General features: G+C 76.2%; 12 protein-coding genes. 5 read left to right on the top strand and 7 right to left on the bottom strand.

Annotated elements, in window-relative coordinates:
- Positions 1–36: 36 nt before the first annotated feature.
- The 3 genes from ACF08D_RS16960 to ACF08D_RS16970 form a co-directional block, all read right to left on the bottom strand.
- A complete protein-coding gene (locus tag ACF08D_RS16960; protein ID WP_392223400.1) occupies positions 37–3,384 on the bottom strand; it encodes an ATP-binding protein in 3,348 nt (1,115 codons plus the stop codon).
- A gap of 284 nt (positions 3,385–3,668) precedes the next feature.
- Positions 3,669–4,571, bottom strand: a complete 903-nt coding sequence (locus ACF08D_RS16965; RefSeq protein ID WP_392223401.1) for an arginase family protein — start codon at positions 4,569–4,571, stop codon at positions 3,669–3,671.
- Positions 4,568–6,775 (bottom strand): SpoIIE family protein phosphatase, encoded by a 2,208-nt coding sequence (locus tag ACF08D_RS16970; RefSeq protein ID WP_392224083.1) that lies wholly within the window; start codon positions 6,773–6,775, stop codon positions 4,568–4,570. The genes ACF08D_RS16965 and ACF08D_RS16970 overlap by 4 nt, the downstream gene beginning before the upstream one ends.
- Positions 6,776–7,139: 364 nt before the next feature.
- On the opposite strand from ACF08D_RS16970, the gene ACF08D_RS16975 reads away from it, so the two are divergent.
- Both ACF08D_RS16975 and ACF08D_RS16980 read left to right on the top strand, forming a co-directional pair.
- Positions 7,140–9,209 carry a SpoIIE family protein phosphatase gene (locus ACF08D_RS16975; protein ID WP_392223402.1) on the top strand — a complete coding sequence of 690 codons (2,070 nt, stop codon included), beginning with the start codon at positions 7,140–7,142 and terminating at the stop codon, positions 9,207–9,209.
- A gap of 50 nt (positions 9,210–9,259) precedes the next feature.
- Positions 9,260–10,291, top strand: a complete 1,032-nt coding sequence (locus ACF08D_RS16980; protein WP_392223403.1) for a PHP domain-containing protein — start codon at positions 9,260–9,262, stop codon at positions 10,289–10,291.
- Positions 10,292–10,605: 314 nt separating this feature from the next.
- Here the strand turns inward: ACF08D_RS16980 and ACF08D_RS16985 are convergent, their stop codons facing one another.
- Positions 10,606–11,685 (bottom strand): TrmB family transcriptional regulator sugar-binding domain-containing protein, encoded by a 1,080-nt coding sequence (locus ACF08D_RS16985; RefSeq protein ID WP_392223404.1) that lies wholly within the window; start codon positions 11,683–11,685, stop codon positions 10,606–10,608.
- A 293-nt stretch (positions 11,686–11,978) separates the two neighbouring features.
- On the opposite strand from ACF08D_RS16985, the gene ACF08D_RS16990 reads away from it, so the two are divergent.
- Positions 11,979–12,809, top strand: coding sequence for a helix-turn-helix domain-containing protein (locus ACF08D_RS16990; protein WP_392223405.1), 831 nt, complete (start codon positions 11,979–11,981; stop codon positions 12,807–12,809).
- 80 nt (positions 12,810–12,889) lie between these two features.
- The gene (locus tag ACF08D_RS16995) at positions 12,890–13,873 is read left to right on the top strand and encodes a glutathione S-transferase family protein (RefSeq protein ID WP_392223406.1); all 984 of its coding nucleotides are present in this window, start codon (positions 12,890–12,892) and stop codon (positions 13,871–13,873) included.
- Between the two features lie 129 nt (positions 13,874–14,002).
- Here the strand turns inward: ACF08D_RS16995 and ACF08D_RS17000 are convergent, their stop codons facing one another.
- A complete protein-coding gene (locus ACF08D_RS17000) occupies positions 14,003–15,397 on the bottom strand; it encodes an NADP-dependent succinic semialdehyde dehydrogenase (RefSeq protein WP_392223407.1) in 1,395 nt (464 codons plus the stop codon).
- A 133-nt stretch (positions 15,398–15,530) separates the two neighbouring features.
- On the opposite strand from ACF08D_RS17000, the gene ACF08D_RS17005 reads away from it, so the two are divergent.
- Entirely contained in the window at positions 15,531–16,583 is a 1,053-nt protein-coding gene (locus ACF08D_RS17005; protein ID WP_392223408.1) for a YihY/virulence factor BrkB family protein, read from the top strand.
- A 68-nt stretch (positions 16,584–16,651) separates the two neighbouring features.
- Here the strand turns inward: ACF08D_RS17005 and ACF08D_RS17010 are convergent, their stop codons facing one another.
- Both ACF08D_RS17010 and ACF08D_RS17015 read right to left on the bottom strand, forming a co-directional pair.
- Positions 16,652–17,842 (bottom strand): aromatic acid exporter family protein, encoded by a 1,191-nt coding sequence (locus ACF08D_RS17010; RefSeq protein ID WP_392224084.1) that lies wholly within the window; start codon positions 17,840–17,842, stop codon positions 16,652–16,654.
- A 2-nt stretch (positions 17,843–17,844) separates the two neighbouring features.
- Complete coding sequence (locus ACF08D_RS17015) at positions 17,845–18,723, bottom strand: glucose 1-dehydrogenase (protein WP_392223409.1); 879 nt, start codon at positions 18,721–18,723, stop codon at positions 17,845–17,847.
- Between the last annotated feature and the right edge of the window lie 252 nt (positions 18,724–18,975).

An 18,975-nucleotide genomic window follows, 5' to 3' on the forward strand; every position in this document is an offset into this window, starting at 1 on the left:
CTGCTCAGGTGGTGGCCCGGACAGGCCGGGCGGGCCTCAGCGTACGAGCGCGGCGGCGGCCTTCACCGTGAGGGCGGCGCCCTCGGTGTGGGCGCGGGCGTAGGCCGCCTCGTCGAGGACGGCCCGCAGCTCCGCCTCGGCGCGCCGGCGGATCTCCGCCTCCGCGTCGGCGGGCAGGTGCCGGAAGCCGGTCGCCCCGGGGCCGTCGGCGTGCCGGTCGTAGGCGCCCAGCAGCCGGGCCCCGTCGTGCGGGTCGCCCTGCCGGGCCATGGCCCAGGCGGCGGTGGGGAACTGAGCCGGAATCAGGTGCGGGGCCACCAGGTACGCCAGCGTCTCCAGGCGCCGGACCGCCGACGCGAGGCGGTCCCGGGCGCGGGCGTGGTCGCCGTCGAGGCAGTCGAGCCAGCCGTGCAGCCCGAGGAGCAGCCCGGTGAACAGCTCGGCCGTCCCGGTGGGCAGCCCGCCCTCGACCAGGTCCAGCTGGGTGCGGGCGAGGCGGGTGCGGCCGGTGCGGCCGTAGTGCTGGACGAGCAGCAGCCGGGCGGTGCTGATCGCCTCGACGGCCTGGGCCTCCCCGTCCTCGGCCGCCCGGAGCAGCATGCGTTCGGCGCTCTCGCGCTCCGCGGGCCCGGTGGCGCCCCGGAGGCGGACGTGGGCGAGCCGGGCGCGGAAGACCGGCGCCAGACCGCGCGCCCCGCTCCGCAGCGCGCTCTCCGCCGCCCGCTCGTAGTCCCGCGCCGCCGACTCGTGGCGCCCCGCGCGGTCGTGGGCCTCGCCGCGGGCCGAGAGCGCCTCGGCGATGCCCCAGGGGTCGGCGGCGGCCTCGAAGAGGGCCAGCGCCTCGTCGGCGTCGCCGCCCGCCCCGGTGTCGCGGCCGGGCAGCAGCCGGGCGCGGGTGAGCAGGGCGAGCCCGAGGTCCCCGGCGTCGCCGTGCTCGCGGCAGCACGCCACGTACGCGTCCATCGTCGGGCCGAGCCCGTCGTACTCGCCGAGCAGCAGCCGGGCGAAGAACCACATCGTGCCGGGCTGGCGGCCGTTCTGCGGCAGGCCCGGCCGGTACGCCTCGACCACGGCGGCCAGCCGGGCGCGGCTGTCCGGCCGCTCCATGGTGGCGGCGCCCTGCTCGCCGTCGGCCGCCAGCGCCATCAGCCGGGCGCCGCGCCGGGCCTCCCAGAGGTGCTCCTCGTCCCAGGGGGGCGGGAGGTCGGTGCACCGGCGGGCCAGGGGGACGGCGCGGCGCACCGGCTCGGGCCCGGCGGCCGGGAACGGGTCGGGGCCGAGCGCGGCGATCTCCGAGGACCAGGCCCGGGCGTCGGTGAGGTGACCGCGCAGCTGCCAGAACCAGTTGAGGGCGAGGACGATGCACAGCCCTTCCTGCTCCTCGCCGAGCTCGGCGGCGGTCCGCAGCGCCGCGCGGATGTTGTCGTGCTCGGTCTCCAGCGTCTCCAGGGCCGCGGTCTGCCGCGGGCCGCGCAGCAGGGGCTCGGTGGTGCGGACCAGTTCGCGGACGGCGGTGAGGTGGCGGCGGGCGGTCGCCTCGCGCTCCCCCGCCTCGGCGAGCCGCTCGGCGGCGTAGTCGGCGACGGTCTCCAGGAGCCGGTAGCGCATGCCGTCCCCGCCGGGCGCCGGGGTGGCGACGACGAGGGACTTGTCGACCAGGGAGGTGAGGCGTTCCAGGGTGTCGGGCTCGGCGCAGACCTCCTCGGCACGGGTGAGGCAGCAGCCGCCGGCGAAGACCGACAGCCGCCGCAGGACGGCCTGTTCGGCCGGTTCGAGCAGGTCCCAGGACCAGTCGACGACGGCACGGAGGGTCTGCTGGCGGGGCAGCGCGGTGCGGCTGCCCCGGTCCAGGAGGCGGAAGCGGTCGCCGAGGCGGGCGGCCATCTGGCGGGGCGTCAGCGCGCGCAGCCGGGCGGCGGCCAGTTCCAGGGCGAGCGGCAGGCCGTCGAGGCGGCGGCAGATCTCGGCGCACGCCTCCGGGTCGTCGTCGGTGCGGAAGCCGGGGCGGGCGGCGGCCCCGCGCTCGCCGAGCAGCCGGAGGGCGGCGTCCTGGGAGAGCGGTTCGACGGGGTGGACGGTCTCGCCGGGGACGGCGAGCGGTTCGCGGCTGGTGGCGAGGACGGTGACGCCGGGGCAGCGGGCGAGCAGGGCGGCGACGAGGCGGGCGGCGGCGCCGGCGAGGTGCTCGCAGTTGTCCAGGACGAGCAGCAGCCGGCGGCGGGCGCAGTGGTCGGTGAGCCGGGCGAGCGGCGCCCGGTGCGGCTGGTCGGCGCCCCACGCCAGGGGCTCGCGCGCTCCGAGGGCGTCGAGTACGGCTTCGGGGACGCCGTCCTCGTCGTGCACGGGCGCGAGTTCGGCGACCCAGGCGCCGTCGGGCCAGGTCTCCGGTGCGGTCGCGGCGGCCACTTCCAGGGCCAGCCGGGTCTTGCCGACGCCGCCGGGGCCCACCAGGGTGACCAGCCGTTCATGGCGCAGCCGCGCGGCGAGGCCGGTCACGTCCCCGGCCCGCCCGACGAACGAGGTGGCCCGCGCGGGCAGATTGCCGGGCACGGGCCCCATGGGCGCCTGCGCGGTGGACGGTGCCGGTGCGGGTCGAGCCGGGGCCGGTGCCGGGCCGCCCGCCAGGAGGTCGGCGTGCAGGGCCCTCAACTCCGGGCCGGGGTCGGTGCCGAGCCCGGCGGCGAGGCCGGCCCGGACGTCCTCGTAGGCGGCGAGGGCCTCGGCCGCCCGGCCCGCCGACCGCAGCGCGCGGATCCGCAGCGCGGCGAGGGGCTCGTCCAGCGGGTGGGCGGCGGCCAGTTCGGCCAGGCCGGTGAGCGCGGCCTCCGGCCGGCCCAGGGCGACATCGGCGGCCAGCCGGTCGCGGCGCGCCTCCGTGTGCCGGCGCTCGGCGCGCACCACGAGGGGGTCGCCGTCCCGGCCCGGCAGGTCGGCCAGGGCGGGGCCGCGCCACAGGCGCAGGGCCGGGTCGAGGAGCCGGGCGGCGGCGGCCGGGTCACCGGCGCGCAGCGCGGCGGCGCCGTCGGTGGCGAGGCGTTCGAACCGGAACAGGTCGACGTCCTCGGCGCGGGCGACCCCCAGCCGGTAGCCGCCGCCCTGCGCGGTGACCACCGCCTCCCGCCCGAGGGCCCGGCGCAGCCGCCCGACGAGCGCCTGGAGCGCGGCCGGGGCGTCCGCCGGAGGGTCGCCCGCCCACACCTGGGCGGCGAGGTGCCCGGGCGGGACGGCGCGCCCGCCCGCCGCGGCGAGCGCGGTGAGCAGCGCCCGCAGCCGGGCGCCCGGGACGGGGGTCTCGGAGCCGTCGCCGAGGACGACCCGGACGGGCCCGAGCACGTCGTAGCGGCGGGGCACCGGGGCGTCGGCGGGCGAGGGAGCGTCGTTCACCGCCACATTGTCGCCCGGGGCCTCCCGACCGCGGCGGGGCGGCCCGTGCGGCACGGCTCGACCGCGACGGGCGGTGACACCCGTGGGGGCCGCAGCCCGGCGGCAGGGCGAGTCAGCCTCGTACGGGCCAAGGCCCCCAGCCGCAGGGCGCCTCGGCCTCGTACGGGCCAGGAACCGCGACACCCGGCACCTCAGCCGCGTACGGCCCGGGCCCCAGCCGCAGGGCGCCTCAGCCGCAGGTCACCGCAACCGCGACCGGGCCCGGGCCCCGGCCGGTGGGCGCCTCAGCCTCGTACCGGGCCGTGTCTCTCGAAGGCGCGGGCCAGGCAGGCCGTCAGGCGGGCGGCGAGGTGGCCGCCGGGGTCGAGGCGCGGGTTGAAGATGGTGACGCCCAGCCCCCGGGCCCCTTCCGCGGCCAGGGCGAGGCCGAGCACCGTCTCCAGCTCCGCCCAGGACAGGCCGCCGGGCTGCCGGTAGTCGACGGCCGGCATCACGGCGTCGTCCAGGACGTCGGCGTCCAGGTGCACCCAGTGGCCGTCGTTGCCGCTCCGGTCGAGCCGGTCCAGCGCGTCGCGGGCCGCCGTGGCGGCGCCGGCCGTGCGGAGACCGTCCAGGCCCACCGCGTACAGCCGCGGCGGGAGCGGCTGCATCCCCGCCTCGGCGGACTCCTCGGTGTCCCGGAAGCCGAGCGCGGCCACGTCCTCGTCGCGCACCAGCGGGCCGCGCCCTTCGAGGTCGGTGAGGACGCGCGGGCCGCGTCCGGTGGCCAGGGCGAGTTCCATGGAGGCCGCCTCGCCCGCCGGTTCGGCGGACGGCTGGTAGAAGTCGGTGTGGCCGTCCAGGAAGAACAGCCCCGGCCGGCCCCGGCGGCGCAGCGCGAGGAGGTTGCCGAGCAGCACGGTGCAGTCGCCGCCGAGGACGACGGGGAAGCGGCCGGAGTCGAGCACGGCGCCGACCCGGTCGGCCAGATCGGTGGAGTACCGGGCGATGGCGTCCGGGTTGAGGACGCCCGTGTCCGGGTCGCGCCGGGGGTCGTACGGGGGCGGGTCGACACGGCCGGCGTGGTCGGCGCCGAGGCGGTCGAGGAGCCCGGCGCCGAGGAGCGCGGCCGGGAGGTCCTGGACGCCGGAGGGCCGCAGGCCCAGGACGGAGGGGGCCTCGACGACGGCCGGGCGTGCGCGGTTCACGTGCCCGGCCCCGTCCCGGTGGGGGACGACGGCGCGACCGTGCGGAGCAGCAGCAGGGCGATGTCGTCGGTGCGGAGCGCAGCGCCGTGGGCGTGGGCGATCAGGACGTCGGCGAGGTCCTCCAGGTCCAGGTCCCCGTGCGCGGCGAGCTGCCCGGCGAGGTCCGCCGTCGCGTCGTCGAGGTCGACGCCGGGTGCCTCGATCAGGCCGTCGGTGTAGAGGACCAGCAGGGTGCCGACGGGCAGGGTGACGCCGCCGGTGGGGTAGTCGGCTGCGGGGTCGATGCCGAGGAGCAGTCCGGGGGGCAGGTCGAGCACCTCGGTGTGGCCGTCGGGGTGGCGCACCAGGGGCGGCGGGTGCCCGGCGGTGGCGATCAGGGCGCGGTGGTGGCGGAGGTCGATGTGCGCGTACACGCAGCTGGTGAAGAGGCCGGGGTCGAGGTCGGTGATGAGCCGGTTGGTGCGGGTGAGGACCTCGCCCGGTGGCGCGCCCGCACTGGCGTGGACGGCGGCCCGGACCTGGCCCATCAGTGCCGCCGCCTCGACGTTGTGTCCCTGGACGTCGCCGATGGCCGCGGCGGCGGAGGTGCCGGTGAGGCGGATGAGGTCGTAGAAGTCGCCGCCCACGCCGGTGCCCCGTCCGGCGGGCAGGTAGCGGGCGGCGACGTCGAGGCCGGGGACGTGCGGCAGCGTGTGGGGCAGCAGCCCGGCCTGGAGGCGGTGGGCGAGTTCCTGCTTGCTGTCGTAGAGCCGGGCGCGGTCCAGGGCCTGGGCGATCAGGCCGGCGAGGGAGGTGAGGATGGCGCGTTCGCCGGGGTGGAAGGCGCGGGGGCGGTCGTACGCGAGGATCAGCGAGCCGACGGTGCGGCTGGAGGTGATCAGGGGCAGGAAGGCCCAGGCGGCTCCCCCGCTCTCGAGGACGACCGCCGCGGGGTAGGCGCTGCGGAGTTCCTCGCGGCTGCTGAAGAAGAGGGGGCGTCCTCCGGTGAGGACGGTGGCGGCCGGGGTGTTGGCGGACAGCGGCATGGAGTCGAAGCGGCCCATGGTCTCGGCGGTGTAGCCCCGGTGGCCCACCACCCGGAGGCGTCCGTCCTCGGTGGTGAGCATGGCGAGGGCGTGCGCCCCGAGTGCGGGGGTGATCTGGTCGGCGGCCTGGTCGACCACGTCCTGGACGCCGGCGGCCTCGGTGAGCGTGGCCGCGAGGTGCATCAGGTGGTAGAGGCTGGTGGCGCGGCTCGGCAGGGCGGGCGGGCGGCGCCCGTCCCGGTCCGGCTCGCCCGGCCCGGGGGCCGCGTCCGTGTCCGGGCCACCCAGGTCCTCCCCGGTCGCCCGCTCCGGGCCGCCGGTGCGGTCCCCGTCCCGGGGTCCGGTATCGGGATCGGGGGCGGGGGCCGGGGCTGGGGTGATGCGGACGCTGATGCCGGAGGCGTCGGGGTGCAGCTCGAAGCGGAGCCACCGGTCCGGCGGGCGCAGGGTGGTGAAGGTGGTGGTGCGGCGGCTGATGACGGCGGAGCGGTAGTGGTCCTCGACCGCCGGGTGGTCCATCCACGGCAGGGCCTCCCAGGGCAGGGCGCCGGTCAGCTCGTCGGGGTCGGCGCCCAGCAGCTCGGCGGCGCCCTCGGTGACGAAGGTGACGCGGCCGTTCAGGTCGAGCGAGCAGCTGCCGCCGGGGAGCCGGTGGATGAACTCGGTGGCCGCGACGGCCTCGATGGGCCCGGGGGTGCGCCGGGCGGGCCGTACCAGCAGCGGCTGCCGCCCCGGCCGGACGGGCCGGCCCTCGGCGGCGGCCTCCGCGAGGACGGCCGTCATGCGGTCGCAGCCCCGCCGCACGGCGTCCTCCTCGGAGGCGGCGAGCCGTGGCGCGTGGCCGCCCGGCCAGAGCAGGACCAGGCCGCCGCGGACGGTGTCCTCGTCGGCGAGCGGGGCGGCGGCGAGGGACAGGGCGTACGGGAGGACGAGCCCGGCGCGCGGGAAGCGGCGGGCCATCTCCTCCCGGTCGGCCACCCACACCAGGCGGCGCCCGGCGACGGCCTCAGCGACGGGGACGGGGTCCTGGGGCGCGACGCGCATCCAGGGCGAGGCGAACTCCAGCGAGACGCCGCTGAGCACCGCCAGCCAGAGCGCCGACTCCCCCGGTGGCCGCAGGTACACCATGCCGATGGACGCGCCGCTGCTCCGCAGGACGTCGGACAGGGCGGCGCCCAGCGGCCGGGGGCCCGGGGGCGCCTCCTCGGCGTTGCTCACGCCTCCAGCGTGCCCCGCGCCGCCGCCGGGCGCAGTTCGGCCGGTACGGGACGGCAGGGCCCGTACGGGACGGAAGGGCCCGCACGGGGACGGGGGTGCCTCTACCCCGCCGCGGGGTCCCACGGCACCGCCCGGGCCACGACCGCACGGCTCGGACCGCCACCGCACGGCCCGGGCCGAGCACCCGGGTCCCCGCCATGGGACGCCCGCGCCCCCGGCGTGTCCCGTCGTGCGCCGTGGGCGCCCGGTTCACCACCCCCGCCCGGACCACCGGAACGCGCCGACACCTTGGCGTTCTCCTGTGAGCGGCTCGACAATGAGGGGGATGACCGACAACCAGGTGCGCGGCGGCGAGATCGGGCCCACCGAGCGGCTCGCCATGAACCGCACGGGCAGCTTCGACTGGGATCTCGACGCGGGCGCGATCGACATCGACGAGGCGGGGCTGCTGGTGTTCGGCGTGCCGCCCGGCGCGTTCGACTCCCGCCCGGCCTCCCTGGTGCACCGGCTGGAGCCGGAGGAGCGCACCCGGCTGGACGCGGTCATCAAGGACGCGCTGATCAGCGGCCGTTCGTCGTACGCCGCGCACTTCCAGGTGCCGCTGGACGACGGGTCGGTGCAGTGGACGCACGTCCAGGCCCGCATCCTGCGCGACGGCGGCGGCCGGGCGCACCGGATCGTCGGCATCGTCCGGGACGCCACCTCCGAGATCACGCACTCCGAGTTCATGGTGGAGCTGGAGAAGCGCAGGCAGCGGCAGACGAACATGGTGGAGCGCACCACGCAGGCGCTGTCCCGGGCGGTGACGGTGGACGATGTGACGGCCGCGCTGACCGGCCCCGGGGGCCTGGCGCGGCTCGGCGCGGACGGTTTCGCGCTGGGTCTGGTCGAGAACGGTTCGCTGAACGTCATCGCGCTCAGCGGCGAGTCGCTGGAGGTGCTGGACCATCTGCGGGCGCGGCGGCTGGAGCCGGGGATCCCGCTGGCGGAGACGGTGCTGAGCGGGCGCCCGCTGTTCAGCAGTTCGTTCCAGGAGCTGATCCGGGGCTATCCGGAGCTGGCCCCGTTCGCTGGGCGGCTGCGGTTCCGGGCGGCGGCCTATCTGCCGCTGGTGGCGCAGGCCCGCACGCTGGGCGGGATGGCCCTGTTCTACCGGGGCCGCACCGCGTTCAGCGCGGACGAGCGGAACCTGTCGCTGGGGCTGGCGGCGATCGTGGCGCAGTCGCTCCAGCGGGCGATCCTCTTCGACGAGGAGCGGGAGCTGGCCACGGGCCTCCAGGCCACGATGCTGCCGCGCCGCATCCCGGTGGTGGCGGGCGGCGAGATCGCGGTGCGCTACCACTCGGCGTGGAGCGGCAGGCTGGTGGGCGGCGACTGGTACGACGTGATCCCGCTCCCGCGCGGGCGGGTGGGGATCGTGGTCGGCGACGTGCAGGGCCACGACACCCATGCCGCCGCCATCATGGGCCAGTTGCGGATCGCGCTGCGGGCGTACGCCGGTGAGGGCCACGCCCCGTCGACGGTGCTGGCCCGCGCGTCCCGGTTCCTCGCCGAGCTGGACACCGAGCGGTTCGCCACCTGCACGTACGCGCAGGTGGACCTGGACACGGGGACGGTCAGGGCGGTGCGGGCGGGGCACCTGGGGCCGCTGATCCGGCACACGGACGGGCGGGTGGGGCGGCCCAAGCTGCCGGGCGGGCTGCCGCTGGGCGTGGCGTCGGTCTTCGGGGACGAGGAGTTCCCCGAGACGCGGCTCGACCTGGTGCCCGGCGAGACGCTGGTGCTGTGCACGGACGGGCTGGTCGAGCAGCCGGGCGCGGACATCGGGGAGGGGCTGGCCGCGCTGGAGGCGGCGGTGAGCAGCGGGCCGCCGGGGGCGGAGGAGCTGGCCGACCATCTGTCGCAGCGGTTCTGGGAGCGGTGGGGCGCGGGGGACGACGTGGCGCTGCTGGTGCTGCGGCGCAGTCCGGATCCGGGTACGCCCCGGGCGCCGCGGGTCCACCAGTACATCCACCAGGCCGATCCGCAGGGCCTGTCGGAGGCGCGGGCGGTGGTGCGGCGGGCGCTGCGGGACTGGGACATGGGGGGCTTCGCGGACGACGCGGAGCTGGTGACCGGGGAGCTGCTCGGCAATGTGCTGCTGCACACCGAGGGCGGCGCGGTGCTGACGCTGGAGGTGCTGCCGGAGCCGGTGCGGCGGGTGCGGCTGACGGTGCAGGACCGCTCCAGCGCGTGGCCCCGGCGGCGTACGCCGGGTGAGGCGGCCACGTCGGGGCGGGGCCTGCTGTTGCTGGACGCGCTGGCGCTGCGCTGGGGCGTGGAGCCGCGCGGGGAGGGCAAGGCGGTGTGGTGCGAGATCGGCCCGCCGTCCCGGCCGCCGGCCCCGTCCGTGTAGGGCGCGGCCACCCCCCGATACCGCCCGTAGAGCCGCAGAGGAGCATGCGCATGGATCCCGTGGAGGCTTTGGACCGGATCGCCTTCCTGCTGGAGCGGTCGCAGGCGCCGACGTACCGGGTGCGGGCCTTCCGCACGGCGTCGGCGGCGCTGTCGGCGCTGGGCGCGGACGAGGTGGCCGAGCGGGCGGGGGCCGGGACGCTGGAGCGGGTGAAGGGCGTGGGCCCCAAGACGGCTCAGGTGGTGCGGGAGGCCCTGGCCGGGGACGTACCGGCGTATCTGGAGCGGCTGGAGGGCGAGGCGGGTGCGGCGCCGGAGCGGGGTGCGGCGCTGCGGGCGGCGCTGCGGGGCGACTGCCACCTGCACTCCGACTGGTCGGACGGGGGCAGCCCGATCGACGCGATGGGGCGTGCGGCGGCGGCGCTGGGCCACGAGTGGGCGGTACTGACGGACCATTCGCCGCGGCTGACGGTGGCGCGGGGCCTGTCGGCGGAGCGGCTGCGGGAGCAGCTGGACGTGGTGGCGGAGCTGAACGAGCGGTGGGCGCCCTTCCGGCTGCTGACGGGCATCGAGTGCGACATCCTGCTGGACGGTTCGCTGGACCAGGAGGACGAGCTGCTGGACCGGCTGGACGTGGTGGTGGCCTCGGTGCACTCCAAGCTGCGGATGGACGCCCCGGCGATGACGCGGCGGATGGTGCGGGCGGTGAGCAGTCCGCTGGTGGACGTGCTGGGCCACTGCACGGGGCGGCTGGTGGGCGGGAAGCGGCCGGAGTCGGAGTTCGACGCGGACAAGGTCTTCGCCGCGTGCGCCGAGTCGGGTACGGCGGTGGAGATCAACAGCCGTCCGGAGCGGCTGGACCCGCCGCGCCGGCTGCTGCGGCAGGCGGTGGAGGCGGGGGTGTTCTTCGCGGTGGACACCGACGCGCACGCCCCGGGGCAGCTGGACTGGCAGATCCTGGGCTGTGCGCGGGCGGAGGAGTGCGGTGTCCCGGCCGAGCGGGTGATCAACACCTGGCGGGCCGGGGAGCTGCTCGCCTGGACCCGGACGCGTGAGGCGCCGGCCGGCGGCGGGAGCGGGTGAGCCGGGACCGCCCTATCACGGGGGACGTACCGATGGTCCGGTGTGGGCGGCCCGGAAGGCCCTGGCTCGACCTTGCGGTATCCACGCGATGCCCGGCAGGACACGCTGCCCGTGCCCTGCGGTGCCCGTTTCTGGCATGAGGCGTGGACAACGCCCCCCGTAATAGCGGTTTCGCGGACCGGCCGGTGCCCGGAGGCGTGCCGATCAACTCGTCCAGGATGCAGCAATACTCAAGGGATTTCTTCTGATGCTTCTTCGGTGAAAAAGTGTCGGCCACGGCGGGGCCGCCGGGACGGCCTCCGGCGGCCGGATCGTCACGGCCCGCCGCCCGGACCGTGCCGTGCCGGGTCCGCCGGGGTGCCCGCCGGGTGCTCGTCGCCCGGTGGCCGCAGGCGTTCGGCGGACAGCGCCCACTGGTAGGCGAGGGCGGCGAGGGTGGGGGCGCCCCAGCGGGCGCGGAGCACGCCCAGCTCCTTGGTGAGGGTGCGCAGGCCGATGTTGAGGCGGCGGGCGGTGATGCGCTGGTCGATCCCGGCGGCCGTGTCGGTGAGGATCTCCCGCTGACGCCGGGTCAGCCCCGCCCCTCCCCCGGGGGCGGCCCGGCGGGGGTCGCCGTGCCAGGCGTCGGCGCGCCGCCAGGCGTTCTCGAAGCCCTCGGCGATGAAGGCCACCAGCGCGCGGTCCATCACGTGCCATGCCGCGTGCGTGGGGCTGGAGTTGACCACGTGGTCGGGTATGAACGCCTGGCGGCGGTCGACGATCACACAGCTCTGGAAGGGCGCGGCGAGGGTACGGAACCGGGCGCCGCGCGCCGTCAGCCAGGTGACCGTCTCGCGGGTGGCCGGGTCGTCGCGCTCGCCGTCGCGGTAGAGGGTGCGCACGCCCACCCGGCGGGCGAGGGCGCGGGCGTCCCGTGCCCGGGCGGCGGCCAGGGCGTCGGCGCCGCGCGGCCCGAACGGCCCGGCGGTGAGCAGCTCGTGCTCGGCCCGGTCCACGGCCTCGCCGATCCGGGCGCCGACCTGTTCCGGTTCGGCGAGGAACTCGCTGCCGGAGCCGGAGCGCCACTTGGCGCGCTCGAAGTGCAGGGCCAGCTCGTCCGCCACGGCGGGGACGGCGGCCACCCCGGCCGCTCGCGCGGCGAGTTCGCCCAGCTCCTCGTCGAGGCGGCGGCGCCCCGCCTCCTGGGGGTCGAGGGCGATCGGCGCGCCGGGCCGGTCGGGGTCGACGGCGACCAGGCGCCAGGCCAGCAGCTCCCGCAGGGCGGCGACGTCCTCGGGGCCGGTGCCGTCACCCCGGGTGATCCGGGCGTAGAGCGTCATCGCGGCGGCGGACAGACCGGCCCGGCCGCCCGGCGCGGGCGCGGCGGCGCCGCGCGCGGACCTGTCCTCGTCCATCCTCTTCCGCCCCCGTCGACCCTGCGTGCCGGCCTGGTGTGCCGTTGTGCCCGGCGCTGACCGCCGGCGTGGTGTGCTGCCGCTGTGAGGTGAAGCCGTGTGCCGAAACCGTGTGCTGACGCTGCGTGTGTGCGCCGTGCGCATGTACGCACCACGCGAACGCTTGATCGCCCGCGTACGACGGGCCAGCGTACCGGTGTGGCCCTTCCCGGCTCCGTTCCCGGGACGGCCCGCGGCACACCACGGCGGCCACGGCACCACCCGGCGGCCGCCCCCTTGGGGAAGAAAGCGTCATGGACAAGCCTGCACTGCGTCTCCTGCTCAGCGAGCGACGGGCGTCGATCACGCCGGAGAGCCAGGGCCTGTCGCGTCCCACCCGGCAGGGCAGGCGGGCGCGGGGGCTGTCCCAGGCGCAGATCGACCACATCCTGCACCGGGCCCCGGACACCTACGGCAGGCTGGAGTCCGGCCGCTACCCGAATCCGCCGGTGGACCTCCTCCAGGACGTGGCGCGGCTGTTCCGCATGAACGAGCAGGAGTGGATCGCGCTGTGGCGGTACGCGCTGGGCCAGGACCCGCCGCGTCCGCTGGACTTCCGCTCGGGCGAGGAGCTGCCCGGCGTGTGGCAGGAGATCCTGGGGACGGTGTCTCACCCGGCGTACATCAACGACCGGTCGTGGAACGTGCTCGCGCACAACGCCGCCTTCGCGGAGATCTTCCCGCACCGCCGGGTGCCGCCGAACGCCATGCGGTGGATGGCGGTCGAGCCGGAGGCGCGGGTCGTGCTGTCCGACTGGGAGCGGGCGTGGGCGCCGCTGGTGCTCCCCCAGCTGCGGGTGGCGCTCGCCGCCGACCCGTCCGACAAGACGCTGTGCGCGATCGAGCAGGACGTCCTGGCGGACCCGGCGGCGGCGCCGCTGTACGAGTCGGCGAGCGCCTACAGCCATCTGGACGGCGACGAGCGGCCGCTGCGGCACCCGGTGCTCGGGAGGGGCTGGGTGACCATGTGCGCCGCGCAGCCGCTGGCCGCCCCCGGCTCCCGGCTGATCGTGCTGGTGTTCCACCCGGGGGCGCGCCGCCGCCGGGGGCGGACCCCCGCGCTGCGCGCCCGGGCGGACGACTGACGCCGGGGCGGCCCTGCGGGTGAGGCGCCGCCCGGGACGGGTACCCGGGGCGGACACCCGTCGCGAGGAGGGCAGGCACTGTGGGACAGTCCGCCGAGTTCACCCGGTCGAAGAGCCGCTTCACGGACCGGATCACCGCCGGCGGCCGGGACGGCTGGCCGGTGGAGGCCGGCCGGTACCGGCTCGTCGTCAGCCGCGCCTGCCCGTGGGCGAGCCGCTCCCTGGTGGTGCGCCGGCTGCTGGGGCTGGAGGACGCCCTGTCGCTGGCCGTGGCCGATCCGGTGCAGGACGAGCGGAGCTGGCGCTTCACCCTGGACCCGGACGACCGGGACCCGGTGCTGGGGATCCGGTTCCTCGCCGAGGCGTACGAGGCCAGGGAGAAGGAGTACGACGGGGGCGTGAGCGTCCCGGCGGTGGTCGACGTGCCGACCGGCCGGCTGGTGACCAACGACTACCAGCGCATCACACTGGACCTGTCCACCGAGTGGACGGCCCTGCACCGCGAGGGCGCCCCCGACCTGTATCCGGAGGGGCTGCGGGACGAGATCGACGAGCGGATGGAGGGCATCTACCAGGACGTCAACAACGGGGTGTACCGGGCGGGCTTCGCCAAGAGCCAGGAGGCGTACGACGGCGCCTACGCCCGCCTGTTCGCCCGGCTGGACCAGGTGTCGGAGCACCTGGCGGAGCGGCGCTACCTGGTGGGCGACACGATCACCGAGGCGGACGTCCGGCTGTTCACCACGCTCGTCCGGTTCGACGCGGTGTACCACGGCCACTTCAAGTGCAACCGCAACAAGCTCACCGAGGACCGGGTCCTGTGGGCGTACGCGCGGGACCTGTTCCAGACGCCCGGGTTCGGCGACACGGTGGACTTCGACCACATCAAGCGGCACTACTACCGGGTCCACGAGGACATCAACCCGACGCGGATCGTGCCGCGCGGCCCCGACCTGCGCGGCTGGCGGGCCCCGCACCACCGGGAGGAGCTGGGCGGGCGCCCGTTCGGCGACGGTACGCCGCCGCCCCCGCCCCCGGCGGACGAGGTGATCCAGCCGCTGTGAACCCGGTGCGGGGCCGCCCGGCCGGGCGGCCCCGCGCGCGGTGCCGCTCCCCCGCCGGGGGCGGCCGGCGCGCGCAGGGCCGCTCCCCCGCTCAGGACGTCGCTCAGGACGTCCGGCTCAGGCGGTCGCTCAGGGCGCCTGCCACACGGTGGTGGCGTTGCAGAACTCCTTGATGCCGTGGTCCGCCAGCTCCCGCCCGTACCCGGAGCGCTTCACCCCGCCGAAGGGCAGCGCCGGGTGGGACGCGGTCATGCCGTTGACGAAGACGCCGCCCGCCTCCAGGTCGCGGACGAACCGCCGTACGTCCTCCTCGTCGCGGGTCCACACATTGGAGCTGAGCCCGAAGGAGGTGTCGTTGGCGACCCGCACGGCCTCCTCGGCGTCCGCCACCCGGTAGACGGTGGCGACCGGCCCGAAGGTCTCCTCGCGGTGGACGCGCATCTCCGGGGTGATCCCGGCCAGCACGGTCGGCGCGTAGAACCAGCCGCGCTCCTCGTACCCCTCGGGGCGGCGCCCGCCGCACAGCACCTCGGCCCCGCGCCGTACGGCGTCGTCGACCAGCTCCTGGAGGTCGTCGCGGCCCGACTCGCTGGCGAGCGGCCCCACGTCGGTGGACTCGTCCATCGGGTCGCCGACGCGGAGGGCGGCCATCCCGGCGGTGAAGCGCTCGGTGAACGCGTCGTAGACGTCGGTGTGGACGATGAACCGCTTGGCGGCGATGCAGGACTGGCCGTTGTTCTGGGCGCGGGCGGTGACGGCGACGGTCGCGGCCCGCTCCACGTCGGCCGAGGGCATCACCACATAGGGGTCGCTGCCGCCCAGCTCCAGGACGGTCTTCTTGATCTCGTCGCCGGCGACGGCGGCGACGGCGCGCCCGGCGGGCTCGCTGCCGGTCAGGGTGGCGGCGGCCACCCGGCCGTCGCGCAGGATCCCCTCGACCGCCCGCGAGCCGACCAGGAGGGTCTGGAAGCAGCCCTCCGGGTAGCCCGCCCGGCGGAAGAGGTCCTCCAGGTACAGGGCGGTCTGCGGCACGTTGGAGGCGTGCTTGAGCAGCCCCACGTTGCCGGCCATCAGCGCGGGCGCGGCGAACCGGATCACCTGCCAGAGCGGGAAGTTCCACGGCATGACGGCCAGCACCGGGCCGAGCGGGCGGTAGTGCACGCGCGCGTGGGCGGCGCCGGAGTCCCGTACGTCGTCCTGCGGCGGGTGCTCGTCGGCGAGGAGCCGCTCGGCGTTGGCGGCGTACCAGCGCATGGCCTTGACGCACTTGGCGGCCTCGGCGCGGGCGGCCGTGAGGGGCTTGCCCATCTCGGTGGTCATGGTGCGGGCGATGTCGTCCTGGTCCGCCTCCAGCAGGTCCGCCGCGCGGCCGAGCAGCCGGGCCCGTTCGGCGAAGGTGGTGGTGCGGTGGCGGCGGAAGGCCGCGTCCGCGGCGGCGAGGCACCGCTCGACGCCGTCGGGCGTCAGCTCGTCGAAGGTCTTGAGCGTCTCGCCGGTCGCGGGGTTGACGGTCGCGATGGGCATGGGTCGTGTTCCTCCTCGCAGTCGCTGACTCGACCCTGCCGCCCCGGCCGGGGAGCCGCAACGCGAGCGTGCGCGGCGTGGCGGCGCGCGACCGGGGCGGTTGGGCGCGGTGTGTCGGGTAACCCGTGGCGGTATGGCACACACAGGTGATGACAAGGAAAAGGGCACGGGGGTGCCGGACGAGCCGACGGACCTCTCCGCCGGCTCGTGGCGGGCTGTCCTGAAGCGCACCGGCAAGGAGTTCATGGACGACGAACTCCCCGACCGGGCGGCGTCCCTCACGTACTACAGCGTTCTGTCGATCTTCCCGGCGCTGCTGGTGCTGGTCTCCGTGCTGGGCATGATCGGCGAGTCGGCGACGCGCACGGTGATGGACAACCTGCAGAAGCTGGCGCCCGGCCCGGTGCGGGACATCCTCGGTGACGCGGTGCAGCAGTTGCAGGGCAACCAGGGGGCGAGCGGTGTGGTGGCCGCCATCAGCCTGGTGGGTGCGATCTGGTCGGCGTCGGGGTACGTCGGCGGCTTCATCCGCACCGCCAACGCCGTGTACGACCTCCCCGAGGGCCGCCCGGTGTGGAAGCTGACCCCGCTGCGGGTCGGCCTGACGCTGGTGCTGATGGTGCTCCTCGCGGTGAGCGCGGTGATCGTGGTGTTCACCGGGCCGCTCGCGGCGCGGGCCGGCCAGGCGATCGGGCTGGGCGACGAGGCGGTCACCGTGTGGAACATCGCCAAGTGGCCGGTCCTGCTGATCCTGGTGGTGGTGATGATCGCGCTGCTGTTCTGGCGGGCGCCGAACGTCCACGGGCAGGGCTTCCGCTGGCTGAGCCCCGGCAGTGTGCTCGCGGTGCTGCTGTGGCTGGTGGCCTCCGGCGGGTTCGCGCTGTACGTCGCGAACTTCGGCTCGTACAACAAGACGTACGGCACCCTGGCCGGTGTCATCACCTTCCTGATCTGGCTGTGGCTGTCGAACCTGGCGATCCTGCTGGGCCTGGAGCTGGACGCGGAGCTGGCGCGCCAGCGGGCCATCAGCGGCGGGATGCCGGAGTCGGAGGAGCCGTACGTGGAGCCGAGGGACACCCGGAAGTGGCCCGAGGAGATGAAGCAGGAGGCCGCGGGCGACGCCGGTGACCGGCCGGAGCCCGGTGCCGGCGGTCCAGGCTCCGGCGGCGCTCCCCGGTCCCGCTGACGCCTCACGGAAAAACCACTGCCCGCCCCGTTCTCCGCCCACCGGCGGAGGGCGGGGCGGGCGTTCGCTCACCGGCGGAGGGCGGGGCGGGCGTCCTCCAGGTCGTACAGGAGCTGCTGGAGCTCCGCGGCCAGGCCGCCGACCGAGGTGGCCGTCTCCTCGTCGTGGGCGGTCAGCCGGGTCTTCAGGCGCCGCTGGGCGGCCCAGGCCCGGGACAGGGCCTCGTCGCGGCTATCCACCCCGTCCTCGGTGCCACCCTCGGCGCCCGGCCCGGCGGCGGCGCCGTCCGGGTCGCACAGCTCCGCGCAGTCCGCCTCGCACACGTCCGCCAGGGCGTCCAGCAGCGGGGGCACCTCGGCGAGGACCGCGTCGGGCGGCGGCCGCAGCCGGGGGTCGTCACCCGCGGCGTGGGCGAGGAGCCGGGTGAGCGCGCCCAGGTGGTCCGCGATGCTCTCCCACGACGCGTCCCACTGGGTGGACGGCAGCTCCCGGCCGGGGCGGCGGATGCGGCCGGCCGGGTTGAGGCGGTAGCTCTCCCGGCTCCAGGTCCGGGCGTTGCGCAGGTCCTCGACCCGGTACGGCAGCCTCCGCGCCCGGTCCTGCCACTCCTGGGCCTGCTGCCGGTCGTAACCGCTCTCCATCTCCTGCGCCATCGTCCGCAGCAGCTCGCCGCCCTCCCGGGGCAGCCGGCACAGCGTCTCGTGGGCGTGCCGGAGGTGGACGGGCGGCAGGACGAGGGCGTTGACCGCGATGCCGATGGCCGCGCCGAGCAGCGTCTCCAGCAGCCGGTGCAGGATGTCGGAGCCGCTGAACGAGCCGTAGACCAGGACGAACAGCGCCGTGGTCGACGCGTAGACGCCCTGGCCCTCGAAGCGGGAGTAGTTGCCGAGCAGGGCGGTGACCGGCAGGACGATCGCCATCGCCGCCATGGTGTGGCCGTCCGTCAGCCGGGCTGCGGCGGCGGCCAGCACCGTGCCGCCGGCGATGAGGACGACCTGCTGCACCCCGGTGCGCACGGACCGGTAGACGGTGCTCTGGACGAGGGCGATCGCCGTCCAGGGCGCCATCAGCGCCAGCGGGGCGCTCCACCACCAGCCGGCCACCGCCCAGGCGAGGATGGCGGCCCCGGCGGCCTTGACGGCCTGGACGGCGAGGTCCCGTTCCGGTCCGGGGCCCCGGAGGGCGCCGCGGACGGACCGGCCGATCGCGGCGGCCTCCCAGCCGATCCGCCGCCCCGTGTCTGCGATCCGCGCCCCCATGGTCACGGCAGCGGGGTGCCGCCGGTGGCGTTGACGATCTCGCCGGTGAGATAGCTCGCGCCGTCGGAGGCGAGGAAGACGTACGCCGGTGCCATCTCGGCCGGCTGCGCGGGCCGCCCCAGGGGCGACTGCTTGCCGAACTCGGCCGTGTCGGGCATCGTCGCCGGGATGAGCGGCGTCCAGACCGGGCCGGGCGCCACGGCGTTGACCCGGATGCCGCGCTCGGCGACCATCTGCGCGAGGCCGTGGGTGAACGTCACGATGGCGCCCTTGGTCATCGCGTAGTCGAGCAGCGGCGGGCTGGGCTTGTACGCCTGCACGGAGGTGGTGTTGATCACCGATCCGCCCCGGGGGATGTGCGGCAGCGCGGCCTTGGTGAGCCAGAACATGCCGTAGAGGTTGGTCTTCATCACCCGGTCGAACTGCTCGGTGGTGATGGCCTCGATGCCGTCGGTCTGGGCCATCTGGTACGCCGCGTTGTTCACCAGGACGTCGATGCGGCCGAACTCCTCGACGACGCGCCGGATCAGGGCGCGGCACTGCTCCTCGTCGCGGTTGTCGGCCGCCACGCGGATCGCCTTGCGGCCCGCCTCCTCGACGAGCCGTACCGTCTCCGCGGCCTCGTTCTCCTCCTCGGGGAGGTGGGTGAGGACCACGTCCGCGCCCTCGCGCGCGTACGCCAGGCACACCGCGCGTCCGATGCCGGAGTCGCCGCCGGTGACGACGGCGACCCGGTCGCGCAGCAGTCCGTTGCCCCGGTAGGACTCCTCGCCGTGGTCCGGGGGCGGGTCCATGGGGCCGGTCCATCCCGGGTGGGGCTGCTCCTGGTCGGGGAAGTCGGGCCGGGGGTGCCGGGTCACCGGGTCCTGGGGCTCGGTCATGTGGTGCCTTCTCCTCTGTGCGTCGCTCCTCCGCGTGCGGCGGGCCGTACGCGGGTTCGTGTGATCCGCCTTCTCGCGTTCCCAAGCGTCACGGACCCAACCGTTCGCCGCGAATCCGGCGCCGGTACGGATACCGGGCGGCGGCGCCCGGTACGGGCGGGGGTGCCGCCGCCGAACCGGTGAATCGGCGCCGCCCCGCGCATGCGGCGCCCCGCGGCCCGCAAGGACACCTGGGGGCCGCTCGTTCCGGGC

It is taken from the genome of Streptomyces sp. NPDC015131, from assembly GCF_043079975.1.
Taxonomy (GTDB): domain Bacteria; phylum Actinomycetota; class Actinomycetes; order Streptomycetales; family Streptomycetaceae; genus Streptomyces.